The organism is Streptomyces sp. NPDC052101, from assembly GCF_040680235.1.
Lineage (GTDB): Bacteria > Actinomycetota > Actinomycetes > Streptomycetales > Streptomycetaceae > Streptomyces.
Genome location: NZ_JBFAWH010000015.1, coordinates 14,854 through 26,969 on the forward strand (window position 1 = coordinate 14,854; position 12,116 = coordinate 26,969).

At 71.7% G+C, this 12,116-nt stretch carries 11 protein-coding genes; 4 read left to right on the forward strand and 7 right to left on the reverse strand.

Going from position 1 to position 12,116, the window contains the following annotated elements:
• Positions 1 to 15 precede the first annotated feature (15 nt).
• Complete coding sequence (locus AB0L75_RS25545; RefSeq protein ID WP_365185372.1) at positions 16 to 834, reverse strand: hypothetical protein; 819 nt, start codon at positions 832 to 834, stop codon at positions 16 to 18.
• 48 nt (positions 835 to 882) lie between these two features.
• Positions 883 to 1,992: a ferritin-like domain-containing protein gene (locus AB0L75_RS25550; protein WP_365184908.1), complete on the reverse strand. Its 1,110-nt coding sequence runs from the start codon at positions 1,990 to 1,992 to the stop codon at positions 883 to 885.
• 122 nt (positions 1,993 to 2,114) lie between these two features.
• Between AB0L75_RS25550 and AB0L75_RS25555 the strand changes: the two genes are divergently transcribed.
• The 4 genes from AB0L75_RS25555 to AB0L75_RS25570 all read left to right on the forward strand — a co-directional run bounded on the left by AB0L75_RS25555 (position 2,115) and on the right by AB0L75_RS25570 (position 5,323).
• Positions 2,115 to 3,053 carry a diiron oxygenase gene (locus AB0L75_RS25555; RefSeq protein ID WP_365184910.1) on the forward strand — a complete coding sequence of 313 codons (939 nt, stop codon included), beginning with the start codon at positions 2,115 to 2,117 and terminating at the stop codon, positions 3,051 to 3,053.
• A gap of 148 nt (positions 3,054 to 3,201) precedes the next feature.
• Entirely contained in the window at positions 3,202 to 3,855 is a 654-nt protein-coding gene (locus AB0L75_RS25560) for a helix-turn-helix domain-containing protein (RefSeq protein ID WP_365184912.1), read from the forward strand.
• Between the two features lie 4 nt (positions 3,856 to 3,859).
• Entirely contained in the window at positions 3,860 to 4,174 is a 315-nt protein-coding gene (locus tag AB0L75_RS25565; protein ID WP_365184915.1) for a hypothetical protein, read from the forward strand.
• A gap of 99 nt (positions 4,175 to 4,273) precedes the next feature.
• Complete coding sequence (locus tag AB0L75_RS25570; protein ID WP_365184918.1) at positions 4,274 to 5,323, forward strand: C40 family peptidase; 1,050 nt, start codon at positions 4,274 to 4,276, stop codon at positions 5,321 to 5,323.
• Here the strand turns inward: AB0L75_RS25570 and AB0L75_RS25575 are convergent.
• Genes AB0L75_RS25575 through AB0L75_RS25595 form a run of 5 tightly spaced genes read right to left on the reverse strand, consistent with a single transcriptional unit; the run spans position 5,296 to position 11,908 of the window.
• Positions 5,296 to 6,549 carry a styrene monooxygenase/indole monooxygenase family protein gene (locus AB0L75_RS25575; protein ID WP_365184920.1) on the reverse strand — a complete coding sequence of 418 codons (1,254 nt, stop codon included), beginning with the start codon at positions 6,547 to 6,549 and terminating at the stop codon, positions 5,296 to 5,298. The genes AB0L75_RS25570 and AB0L75_RS25575 overlap by 28 nt on opposite strands.
• A 35-nt stretch (positions 6,550 to 6,584) precedes the next feature.
• Positions 6,585 to 7,247 carry an ATP/GTP-binding protein gene (locus AB0L75_RS25580; RefSeq protein ID WP_365184923.1) on the reverse strand — a complete coding sequence of 221 codons (663 nt, stop codon included), beginning with the start codon at positions 7,245 to 7,247 and terminating at the stop codon, positions 6,585 to 6,587.
• Positions 7,228 to 7,635 carry a DUF742 domain-containing protein gene (locus AB0L75_RS25585; protein ID WP_365184925.1) on the reverse strand — a complete coding sequence of 136 codons (408 nt, stop codon included), beginning with the start codon at positions 7,633 to 7,635 and terminating at the stop codon, positions 7,228 to 7,230. Before AB0L75_RS25585 ends, AB0L75_RS25580 begins: the two co-directional genes overlap by 20 nt.
• On the reverse strand, positions 7,632 to 8,129 hold the full coding sequence (locus AB0L75_RS25590; RefSeq protein WP_365184928.1) for a roadblock/LC7 domain-containing protein: 498 nt from the start codon (positions 8,127 to 8,129) through the stop codon (positions 7,632 to 7,634). The genes AB0L75_RS25585 and AB0L75_RS25590 overlap by 4 nt, the downstream gene beginning before the upstream one ends.
• Positions 8,126 to 11,908 (reverse strand): nitrate- and nitrite sensing domain-containing protein, encoded by a 3,783-nt coding sequence (locus AB0L75_RS25595; RefSeq protein WP_365184931.1) that lies wholly within the window; start codon positions 11,906 to 11,908, stop codon positions 8,126 to 8,128. The genes AB0L75_RS25590 and AB0L75_RS25595 overlap by 4 nt, the downstream gene beginning before the upstream one ends.
• Between the last annotated feature and the right edge of the window lie 208 nt (positions 11,909 to 12,116).

Consider the following 12,116-nt stretch of genomic DNA (forward strand, 5'->3'; position numbering starts at 1 on the left):
CCAGGGGCCCGGTGGTCAGCCGATCGGCTTGACCGCCTCGGAACGGATCTCGGCGGTGTTCTTCGCGGCTGCCTCCAGGTCGATGTCCGACGGGTTCTGCGACGCGAGCGGCGTGTTCACGGTGGCGACCGTGGCGCCCGTGTTGCCGTCGGCCCAGGCGCACATGGGCATGGTGAACTCCGTGCCCATCTGCTCCTGTGTGACCACCTCGCAGCTGATCGTCACGCCGCTCAGGTCGAAGTCCTTCGAGGGGACCGCGACCTTGGCGTTTGCGCCCTCGGCGGCGCCCTTCATCATGTTCCTGCGGGCCGCTTCGGTGTTCTTGAACCGGCCGTACATGCCCGACACCACCAGGGTGCCCTTGGTCGCCTCGCCGTCCACGTTGTACGTGCCGACCACGCCGTGCAGGTCCTTGGCGTCCCAGGCCCCGTCGGCCTCGTCCTCGATCTTCTTGCCCTCGGTGGCGGAGAGGTCCTGGCCGAGCCGGTACTTCCCGTCGAGCAGCGTCTGGGGCAGCGTGAGCTTGTTCTTCGCCTCCGGGAAGCCGCTCTCGACCGCCATCCCGAGCACGACGAGCGCCGCGACGACCGCCGCGACGGCTCCGGCCACGATCCCGATGATCAGCCCGATCCGCCGCTTCTTCGGCAGTGGCGCCATGGGCGGCGCGCCCCAGGGGTACGGCTGCCGGCCGTAGGGCTGGGGCGGATAGGGCTGCTGGGGCGGGTACGGGGAGCCGTAGGGACCGGGGGCGGGCTGCGGAGGCTGCTGGCCGTACGGGTACGGGTACGGCTGCTGCTGGGGGCCGTTGGGGTACGGCTGCGGCGGCGGGGGCATGGACACGCCCGGAGGCTACTGCACCCGGGTGAACGGCCCGGTGCCGCCTCAGCCCTCCTCCGCCCCCGATTCGATCGCCTCCCGCACCTCCGCGACCCGGTCCCGTTCCTCGGCGGCGAACCGCTCGGCGTCCAGCTGCTCGGCCAGTTCCTCGTCCTGGGCCATGAGCAGGTCCAGACTGGAGTCGCCCATCTCGAAGACGCCCATGTCGACATAGGCCTCCTGCAGCCGCTTGCCCCACAGGCCGATGTCCTTGACGCACGGCACGATCCGGCTGAACAGCAGCTTGCGGAAGAGCTGGAGGAACTCGGAGCGCTCGCTCAGCGCCTCCGCCTCGGCCTTGGGTATGCCGAAGTTCTCCAGGACTTCCACCCCTCGCAGCCGGTCGCGCATCAGATAGCAGCCCTCGATGACGAACTCCTCGCGCTCGCGCAGTTCGGCGTCGGTGAGCTGCTTGTAGTAGTCCCTCAGGGCCAGCCGGCCGAAGGCCACGTGCCGGGCCTCGTCCTGCATGACGTAGGTGAGGATCTGCTTGGGCAGCGGCTTGGTGGTGGTGTCCCGGATCATCCCGAAGGCGGCCAGCGCCAGGCCCTCGATGAGGACCTGCATGCCCAGGTACGGCATGTCCCAGCGGCTGTCGCGCAGGGTGTCGCCGAGCAGCGACTGCAGATTGTCGTTGATCGGGTAGACGAGCCCGAGCTTCTCGTGCAGGAACCGGCCGTAGATCTCGGCGTGCCGGGCCTCGTCCATCGTCTGGGTCGCGGAGTAGAACTTGGCGTCCAGGTCGGGCACCGACTCCACGATCCGCGCGGCGCAGATCATCGCGCCCTGCTCGCCGTGCAGGAACTGGCTGAACTGCCAGGAGGCGTAGTGCAGCCGCAGCTCTCCCTTGTCCTTCTCGGTCAGCTTGTCCCAGTACCTGGTGCCGTACAGGGACATCGCCTCGTCGGGCGTGCCGAGCGCGTCGTACGGGTCGACCTCCAGGTCCCAGTCGATGCGCTGCTGCCCGTCCCACTGCTTGTCCTTGCCCCTCTGGTACAGGGCGAGCAGTCGGTCGCGGCCTTCGTCGTACTCCCAGCTGAAGCGGGCCGCGCCGCTCGCGGGCACCTGCCAGGGGGAGGCACCGGGGTCGTTGGCGTACAGGTCGTGGGTCGGCATACCCCGCAGGCTCACACGTAGACGCGAAGTCAACAAGTCACGTGCAGGGGATTGACGGCCTTGCTGACAGGCAGTCTCATAAGGGTGGACGATGTACCCCGCGGTAACGAGGTGAGGGAGCCATGACGACCGTGACGGAAGCGGACGCGCTGGACGGTCTGCGCGACGCGCTCGGCCTGCTCAAGGACCGGGAGCAGGTGGCCGAGCGGCTGCTCGCCTCCTCCGCCAAGCACTCCTTCGACCCGGACAGGGAGCTGGACTGGGACGCGCCCTTCGAGGAGGGCAAGTGGTTCTGGCCGCCGGAGCTGGTGTCGCTGTACGGCACGCCGATGTGGAAGCGGATGAGCGAGGAGCAGCGGATCCTGCTCTCCCAGCACGAGGCGGCGGCGCTGGCCTCGCTCGGCATCTGGTTCGAGATCATCCTGATGCAGCTGCTCGTCCGGCACATCTACGACAAGGCGGCGACGAGCGCGCACGTCCGCTACGCGCTCACCGAGATCGAGGACGAGTGCCGGCACTCGAAGATGTTCGCCCGGCTGATCTCGCACGGCGGCACGCCCTGGTACCCGGTCAGCAGGGTCCACCTGAACCTCGGCCGCGTGTTCAAGACCGTCTCCACCACGCCCGGCTCCTTCACCGCCACGCTGCTCGGCGAGGAGATCCTGGACTGGATGCAGCGGCTGACGTTCCCCGACGAGCGGGTCCAGCCCCTGATCCGCGGCGTCACCCGCATCCATGTGGTCGAGGAGGCCCGCCATGTCCGGTACGCCCGCGAGGAGTTGCGGCGCCAGATGATGACGGCGCCCAAGTGGTCGCAGGAGTTCACCCGGGTCACGTCGGGTGAGTTCGCCCGGATCTTCTCGATCGCCTTCGTGAACCCCGACGTGTACACGAACGTGGGGCTGGACAAGCGGGAGGCCATGGCCCAGGTGAAGGCGAGCGGCCACCGGCGGGAGGTCATGCAGACGGGCGCGAAGCGGCTGACGGACTTCCTGGACGACATCGGTGTGCTCAGGGGTGTGGGGCGGCGGCTGTGGAGGTCGTCGGGCCTGCTGGCGTAGGTGAAGCGTCCCACCAAAGGGGCGCGGGGCCGTGCCTGACATGCGGCTCCGCCGCGATGGGGGTCCCCCCGGGTTCGAGCGAAGCCGAGAACTTGGGGGAGCGACCAGCCACAACGGACCCGCAGCCGGGGCGACTACGCTGAACCCCATGACCCCCGCCGCCCCTGCCTACCGCAGGTTGAGCGTCGAGGAGCGACGAAGTCAGCTCCTCGAAGCCGCCCTGAAACTCTTCGCGCACCGCGCGCCCGAGGATGTGTCGCTGGACGACGTGGCGGAGGCGGCCGGAGTCTCGCGTCCCCTCGTGTACCGGTACTTCCCGGGCGGCAAGCAGCAGCTGTACGAGGCCGCTCTGCGCTCCGCCGCCGAGGAGCTGCGGCACTGCTTCGACGAGCCCCTCGAAGGCCCCCTGCTGCCCCGCCTGTCCCGCGCCCTGGACCGCTATCTGGGCTTCGTCGACGAGCACGACACCGGGTTCAGCGCGCTGCTCCAGGGCGGCAGCGTGGTGGAGACCTCGCGGACGACGGCCATAGTGGACGGAGTCCGCCGGGCCGCCGCCGAGCACATCTACAGCCACCTCGGCGTCGCCGAACCCGGCCCACGGCTGCGCATGACCGTACGGACCTGGATCACGTCCGTCGAGGCGGCCTCCCTGATCTGGCTGGACGAGGACAAGCAGCCCCCGGTGGCGGAGCTGCGCGACTGGCTGGTCGAGCAGTTCGTGGCCGTACTCACCGTCACCGCCGCCCGGGACCCGCAGACGGCCGCGGTCGTCGGCGCGCTCGCCGAGGATGGCCGAGACTGAGACGGTGAAGAGTCAGGACACCCCCTTCGAGGGCGGACCCATGGACGGGCGGGTGCTGCCGGTCATGGTCGGGCCCACCGGGCACCCCCCGAAGACGTACCGCATCCCCGTACCGGACCCGGAGGGCGGGCCGCCCACGGTGCTCGTCTACCGGCGGGTGCCGCGCGGGCACAGCAAGCGGCTGGGTCTGATCCAGGGCTGGAAGTACCAGTACGACCCGGACGACACCTCCGGCGGAGGGCTCAGGTGGCCCTGGTCGAAGCCGGCCGCCCCACCAGCCACTCCGCCATCCGGCAAGCCGGACGACGCAAACGGGTGACAGGCGTACGCCAGGCGCGCGCCCCGCACGGATTACATCTGATTATCGCGGTGCCATAGGAGGCGAACAGCCCGCCCTCCCCGCACCCGAGGTGATGACGTGTCAGGAACGCTTCCGCGCCTGGCCTGTACGGCCGCGCTGGCGGCCCAGGCCGTCCTCGTGCCCGTACCCGCCGCGGCCGCGCCGGACCCGCAGCGCTCCGTGGCCCAGCTGCTGACGGACCTTCAGCAGCTGTACCGGCAGGCCGAGCAGGCCACCGAGACCTACAACGCCACCGCGGAGAAGCTGAGGCGGCAGCAGGCCAAGGTGTCCCGGCTCGACGGCGAACTGGCCCGCGCCCGGCTCGCCCTGCAGGGCAGCCGGGCCGACGCCGGCCGGCTGGCCCGCCGGCAGTACCAGAGCACGGGCGGCCTCGGGCCCTACGTCCGGGTGCTCCTCGCCCCCGACCCGCAGCACGCGCTGGACGAGGGGCATGTCATCGGCGAGCTGGCGCGCGAGCAGGCCCGGACGGTGACCCGGCTGACCACCGCGGAGCAGCGCAAGGACGCCCTGGCCCGGGCCGCCCGCACGGCCCTGGACACCCAGCTCACCCTCGCCGACCAGCAGCGGAAGCAGCGCGACGACGTCCGCAGCAAGCTGGCCGACGTGGAACGCCTGCTGGCCACCCTCACCCCGGCGCAGCTGGCCGCGGTCGCCGCGCTGGAACAGCAGGGCGTCACCGCGGCCCAGCAGCAGCTCACCGCCGCGGGCGCCCTCCCCGCCGGCCGCCCCGCCTCCGCCGAGGGCGACCGCGCGGTCCGCTACGCCATGGACCAGCTGGGCAAGCCGTACGAGTGGGGCGCGCAGGGCCCTGCCGCGTACGACTGCTCGGGCCTCACCTCGCAGGCCTGGGGCCACGCGGGCACCGCCATCCCGCGCACCAGCCAGGAGCAGTGGCGGCGGCTGAAGCGGATCACGCTCGCCGATCTGCGCCCCGGTGACCTGGTCGTGTACTACCCCGAGGCCACGCATGTGGCGATGTACGTGGGGGACGGCAGGGTCGTACAGGCACCGCGCCCCGGAGCGAGCGTCGAGGTGTCCCCTCTGGCGTCCTATCCGGTGCTCGGTGCCGTACGGCCGGATCAGGCCCCGGAGACCGAGGCCAGGTAGGCGCCGGTCTTCTCCGGGTCGTAGAAGAAGTTCTCGAAGTCGGCCGGGTCGTTGAACGCGTTGGCGAACCGGTCGGCCACCGGCTGGAGCTGGCCGGCCGCGCCGATGAGGTTCAGGATGTGCTCCGGCGGCGGCGCCAGCATGGCGTTCGTCCACTTGGTGACGTGCTGGGCGGTCGCCCAGTAGCGGTCGAAGGTCGCCTGCATCCAGGCCTCGTCGAACTCCTTGTCGCCGTGCTCCAGGATCGACGCGAGGTACGCGGCGGCGCACTTGGAGGCGGAGTTGGAGCCCTGGCCGGTGATCGGGTCGTTGGCGACGACGACGTCAGCCACGCCGAGGACCAGGCCGCCGGAGGGGAGACGGCCGATGGGGTTGCGGACGGTCGGGGCGTAGCGGCCCGCCAAGGTGCCGCCGGCATCGGTCAGTTCGGCCTTCGTCGCCCGCGCGTACTCCCAGGGCGTGAACTTCTCCATGAGTTCCAGGGTCAGGGAGAGGTGCTCCGCCGGGTCCTTGACGCCGTTGAAGACGTCGAGCGGGCCGCCGGGTATGCCCTCCCAGAACAGGATGTCCGCGCGGCCGGAGGTGGTGAACGTCGGCATGATGAACAGCTCGCCGACACCGGGGACCAGGTTGCAGCGGACCGCGTCGAACTCGGGGTGCTCCGGGCGCGGGCCGAGGCCGTGGACGTACGCGACGGCGAGGGCGCGCTGCGGCTCGCCGTACGGGGAGCGCGAGGCGTCGCGGCCGAACATCTGGACCAGCTCGCCCTTGCCGGCCGAGACCAGGACGAGGTCGTAGGTGCGGGAGAAGTAGTCGAGGTCGCCGACCGCCGCGCCGTGGATGACCAGCTGGCCGCCGCGCCGGGCGAAGGTCTCCATCCAGCCGGCCATCTTCACCCGCTGGTCGACCGACTGCGCGTGCCCGTCCAGCCTGCCCACCCAGTCGATCGCCCGCTGGGTGGGGCCCGGGTCGTGCGAGCCGGGGGCCGCGACCGAGACGCCGAGTCCCTCGATCTTCGGGGCCTGGGACTCCCAGAAGTTCAGCTGGAGATCGCGCTCGTGCTGCAGTGCCGTGTCGAACATGCACTGCGTCGACATGACCCGGCCGGTGCGGATCTCGTCCGCGGTCCGGTTCGACATCAGGGTGACCTCGTAACCGTGCGACTGCAGGCCGAGGGCGAGCTGGAGACCGGACTGGCCGGCTCCGACGACGAGTATCTTCCGCATGCGGGTGGGGACTCCTAACGGGTACTGCTCGGGGACTACTCGGGGGTTTCGTCCAGCGCGTGGCCGACCAGGGCCAGAAGGGCTTCGATGGCCGAAATTCGACGTCGCGCATCCATGATCATGACAGGGATGTGCGCGGGTATCGTCAGCGCCTCCCGGACGTCCTCCGGCTCGAACAGCTCGCTTCCGTCGAAGTGGTTGACCGCCACGACGTACGGCAGCCCGCAGCTCTCGAAGTAGTCCAGCGCCGGGAAGCAGTCCTTCAGCCGGCGGGTGTCGGCCAGTACGACCGCGCCGATCGCGCCACGCACCAGGTCGTCCCACATGAACCAGAACCGCTGCTGGCCCGGCGTGCCGAACAGGTAGAGCACCAGGTCGTCGTCGAGCGTGATCCGGCCGAAGTCCATGGCCACGGTGGTGGTCAGCTTGCCCGGTGTGGCGGTCAGGTCGTCGGTCTCCTCGCTCGCCTCGGTCATCAGCGCCTCGGTCTGCAGCGGCGTGATCTCCGAGACGGCGGTGACCAGCGTGGTCTTGCCGACGCCGAAACCCCCGGCCACCACGATCTTCGTGGCGATGGGGGCCCGGGTGCGGTCCGTCTGCCAGGCCTTCAGATCCTCGTCGGGCTCGGTGAGTCCGGCGACGAGAGGGGCGCCTCCGACGACGGCGGAGGAGGCGACGTCAGAGACGGCGGAGTCCACTCAGCACCCTTTCCAGCAGAGCGCGGTCCGGGCGGCCGGTGCCGTGACCGGTTCCGGTGCCGTACACACGGATCTTTCCCTGGTCCGCGAGGTCACTCAGGAGTACGCGGACCACGCCGAGCGGCATCTTCAGCAGTGCGGCGATCTCGGCCACCGTGCGCATACGGCGGCACAGTTCGACGATGGCCCGCATCTCCGGCATGACCCGGGTGGCGAGGGAACCTTTCGTCAGTTCCTTGCGCTCCTCCGGGGCTTCGAGCGCCGCGACGAACGTCTCCACGAGGAGGACATGACCGAAGCGGGTACGGCCGCCGGTGAGCGAGTAGGGGCGGACGCGGGCGGTTTTGCGGGCGCCGCCGCGCACGGGGAGTTTGGGTGTGCCGCTCATCGGGCGCTCCCCGCGGACTCGGCCTCCAGGGATTTTCGTAGTTCGGTGCGGAGTTCGGGGGTCAGCACGTGGCCGGCGCGGCCGACGAAGAGCGCCATGTGGTACGCCACCACACTCATGTCGCATTCGGCGGAACCGTGCACGCCGAGCAGCGAGCCGTCGCTGATCGACATCACGAACAGGCTGCCCTCCTCCATCGCGATCATCGTGTGCTTGACCGTGCCGAACTCCATCAGCCGGGCGGCGCCCACGGTGAGGCTGCCGATGCCGGAGACGATGGTGGCGAGGTCGGCGGAGGAGCCGCGAGGCCCTTTGGCCGGGCGGGCCCGACGGGACTGCTCGGTGTGTCCGGGGTCGGACGACAGGAGCAGCAGGCCGTCCGAGGAGACCACGGCGACGGACTGGATGCCGGGGACTTCCTCGACCAGGTTGGTCAGCAGCCAGTGCAGGTTGCGGGCCTCACTGCTCAGTCCGAAGGTACTGGGCGCGGTCAACTGCTTGCCTCCTCGACAGTGCCCCCCGTGGTGTCTTCCGTACGTTCTGCGATCTCTGCCGCTACGGCGCGGTAGCCGGCCTGTGCGCCGCTGCGGAAGCCGCCGAGCCTTCTGCGGAGGGCTTCGGCGTCGACGCTCGTGGTGCGCTGGCGGGGTGGGGCGGCGGGGGCGGTGATCCGGGGGGTGCGCTTGGGGAGGCCCTTGGCCGTGACCGCCTCGGCTTCGCCTTCGGCGCCCTGGCTCCCACCCGCACCACCCGTACCACTTTCGTCGTCGCCTGCGGGTGGCCCCTGCGGGGCGCGCCCACCGTCGGCGACCGCCGCGTCCGAAACCCGCCGAGCCTGCGGCACCTCCACCCGACCCGCCGTGAACCCCGCGCTGGGACGCGTGTCCACGGCGAGGCGCGCTGCGGGGCCCGGCGTGCCGTCCGGCGTGCTGTCCGGCCTGCGGTGCGCCGCGAGACCCGCCGCCGGGTCCGGCGTGACGTCCGGCGTGCTGTCCGGCCTGCGGTGCGACGCGAGGTGTGTTCCAGGGTCCGACGTGGCATCCGGCCTGCGGTCCGGCGCGAGGCCCACCGCCGGGTCCGGCGCGGGGCCCGGCGTGACGTCCGGCGTGCTGTCCGGCCTGCGGTGCGACGCGAGGTGTGTTCCAGGGTCCGACGTGACATCCGGCCTGCGGTCCGGCGCGAGGCCCACCGCCGGGTCCGGCGCGTGGCCCGGCGTGACGTCCGGCGTGCTGTCCGGCCTGCGGTGCGACGCGAGGTGTGTTGCGGGGTCCGGCGTGCCGCCCGGCCCGCGGTCCGCCGCGAGACCCGCCGCCGGGTCCGGCGCGGGGCCCGGCGTGACGTCCGGCGCGGGGCTCCCCGTCAGGCCCGTCGCAGGGTCCGTCGTGCGGTCCGGCACGAAGCCCGCCGCCGGATCCGGCGCATGGCCCGGCGTGACGTCCGGCGCGGGGCTCCCCGTCAGGCCCGTCGCAGGGTCCGTCGTGCGGTCCGGCGCGGGGTTCCTCGTCAGGGCCCTCGCGTGATCCGGCGCGTCCGGCGCAGGGTCCCTCGTCAGGTCCGGCCCGGGGGCCATGGCGAGGTCCGGCGCCGGCCCCGTCGCGAGGTCTGGCGTGAGGTCCGTCGCGAGGTCTGGGAGGAGCAGCTCCATCGTCGATTCGGCGTACGTCTCCGCCGGGGCCTTCGGGCGGGTCGCCATGTCATCGGCGTCCGGAGCGGTCTGTTCGTGGACCGGCTGCTCCGCGGAGTCGCCGGCCGCGTCCCGCACCGCGTGTTCCGCCATACCGTCGAAGGCGCCCCGCACCGCGTGTTCCGCCGGATCGCCGAAGGCATCCCGCACCGCGTCCTCAGCCGGTCCGCCGGAGGCATCCGCCGTGCCCTCAGCCGAACCACCGAAGACATCCGCCGCGTCCTCAGCCGAACCACCGGACACATCCCCCGCGTCCCCAGCCCAACCACCGGACACATCCCCCGCGCCCTGAGCCGAACCACCGAAGACATCCACCGTGCCCTCAGCCGAACCACGGGACACATCCCCCGCGTCCCCAGCCGAACTACCGGAGACAACCACCGCCTCCTCAGCCGGACCGCCGGAGGCATCCGTCGCGTCCTCGACGGCCCGTTCCGCCAGGGCGACCAGGGGGTCGGTGGGCTTGGTGCGGGCGTGGAGGACGTTGGAGTTGGCCTCGGCGTCGGCGCCGGGGAGGGAGAAGGTGCCGGTGCCGCTCATCGACGTGGGCTGCGGGGCCTCGGTGAGGAGGGTGGCCGGCAGGACGACCACCGCGGCGACGCCGCCCTGCTTCTGCTCGCGCAGCTGCACGCGGACACCGTGTCGGTGGGCGAGGCGGGCGACGACGTACAGGCCGAGACCGAGACCGTCCTCGGTCTCCTGGTCGTACGGCGACTCGGGGTCGAAGTCCGACAGGCGGGTGTTGAGGCGGTCCAGGCGGTCGGTCTGCATGCCGATGCCCTCGTCCTGGACCGACAGCATCACCTCGCCGCTCTCCAGCAGCCAGCCGGAGACCACCACCGGCAGGTCCGGCGGGGAGAACGAGGAGGCGTTCTCCATGAGTTCGGCCAGCAGGTGGGAGAGGTCGTCGGCGGCGAACCCCGCCACATGGGCGTGCGGGGGGAGGGCGGCGATGCGGACACGTTCGTAGCGCTCGATCTCGCTGACGCCTGCCCGGACCACGTCGACCAGCGGGACCGCCCCGTGGTGCTGCTGGACGTGCTCGGCGCCGGCCAGGACCAGCAGGTTCTCGCTGTGCCGGCGCATGACCGTGGCGAAGTGGTCCAGCTTGAAGAGCGTGGCGAGGCGGTCCGGGTCCTGCTCGCGCTCCTCCAGGTCCTCGATGACCGCGAGTTGGCGTTCCACCAGGCCGAGGGTGCGCAGCGAGAGGTTCACGAACGTGCCGCCGATGCTGGTGCGCAACCGCTCCAGGCGCGCGGCGGCCTCGTTCAGCTCGGCGTGGAGGGCCTCGCGGGCGTCGGCCATCTTCTGGCGCTGGCCGACCAGGTGCTTGCGGTCCGTCTCCAGCGTGGTGACGCGCTCGCCGACGGCGACGGTCTGTTCGTACAGGGCGGCCGCGTGCGCGTGCAGGGCGTTGACCGAGCGGACGACCTGGGCGAACTCATCGTTGCGGCCGGTGAAGGCGATCGGTTCCTGGGTGGCCGGGTGGCCGGACTCCGCCAGGCGGGCCGAGCCCCGGCGCAGCACCGACAGGGGGCGGGTGAGGGTGCGGGCCATGGCCGTGGCGAGGCCCACGGCGACCAGCATCAGGGCGCCGAGCACGGCGATGCGGATCTCCAGGGCCGTGACGTCGTCGTCCCGGAGTTTCGCCAGGTCCTTGGTGCGGTGGTCGTAGAGGGCCGATTCCGTGCCGCGCATCAGGTCGACACGGGCGGACAGGGCCGCGTCCAGCTTCTTGGTGCTGGTGGTCAGCTCGCTGTCGGCCAACGTCGGCTGGTCGGTGAGCGTGGCCAGGTACTTCTCCGCCGAGTTGACGTCCCCGCCGGTGACCGTGGAGTCGTAGGAGTCGACGGCCGTCTTGGGGGCGGTGGCACGGAAGTCGGCGAGGGCCGTGTCGGCGCGCAGCCGGGCCTGCTGGGCGGCGGCGGTCAGTTCGTCGCGCTGTTTCCGGTCGGCCTCGGAGCCGGTGGAGGTCGTGGTGGCGAGGCCGGTGACGGGGTTGATCACCGTTCGCGTGGCGGACGGCACGTTCAGCGCGGCCAGCAGCAGGCCGCGGGCGGCGGCGGACTGCTGTACGGCGGTGTCGAGTTCGGCCAGCGCGTGGGCGCCGGAGCCGGCCCGCGGGGGCGACTGGTCGGCCAGTTGCTCGGCGACCCGGTGCAGTTCGGTGATGGCCTCCGAGTAGGCCTGGTGGGTCTGGAGGGCCGTGGTCTTGCCGGTGAGGGCGGCCCGGCGCACGGCGTCGATGCCGTCGAGTTCGCTGCGCAGGCCCGCCGGGGTGTCGTCCTCGGCGCGCAGGTCCTCCACCTGCCGGTCGACGCGTGCGCTGCGGTCCTCGGAGGGGGCCTTGGACTTGGGCCGTCCTGCCGCGACGTAGGAGGTGACGTCGTCCCGCTCGTCGGCCAGGGAATGCGCGAGGGCGAGGGCGTCCTGGGTGTGAGCGGCCAGGGTCACCAGGTCCTGGGAGTCGCTGACGTCCTGGGAGGCGGTGAGCAGGGAGGGCGCGCCGGCTGCCGCGACGGCGGCGGCCACCACGGCGACGGCGACGATCAGCCGGGTGCGCACATGGGTGGGGCGGCCGGTGCCCACGGGGCTCTGGTGGACAGTCCCCGGGGAGGTCTGCTGGGCGGTCCCCGCAGGACTCTGCTGGGCGGTCCCCGTGGGGTCCGTCTGCCTGCCTGTGCGCCGAGGCCGCTTTTTCTGCACCGGTGCTCGCATTCCTGAAGTCGTCTACCCAGGGCCCGGGTGGCGCCCCGTCATCTCGGCGCCAAGTGGTGCGTACACCCGGTTCGTACGA

Excerpts from the sequence above, each read along its gene's own strand:
- AB0L75_RS25575 (WP_365184920.1), bottom strand. The coding sequence starts at position 6,549 with ATGCGGAAGATACTCGTCGTCGGAGCCGGCCAGTCCGGTCTCCAGCTC.
- AB0L75_RS25560 (WP_365184912.1), top strand. The coding sequence starts at position 3,202 with ATGACCCCCGCCGCCCCTGCCTACCGCAGGTTGAGCGTCGAGGAGCGA.
- AB0L75_RS25585 (WP_365184925.1), bottom strand. The coding sequence starts at position 7,635 with ATGAGCGGCACACCCAAACTCCCCGTGCGCGGCGGCGCCCGCAAAACC.
- AB0L75_RS25545 (WP_365185372.1), bottom strand. The coding sequence starts at position 834 with ATGCCCCCGCCGCCGCAGCCGTACCCCAACGGCCCCCAGCAGCAGCCG.
- AB0L75_RS25555 (WP_365184910.1), top strand. The coding sequence starts at position 2,115 with ATGACGACCGTGACGGAAGCGGACGCGCTGGACGGTCTGCGCGACGCG.
- AB0L75_RS25550 (WP_365184908.1), bottom strand. The coding sequence starts at position 1,992 with ATGCCGACCCACGACCTGTACGCCAACGACCCCGGTGCCTCCCCCTGG.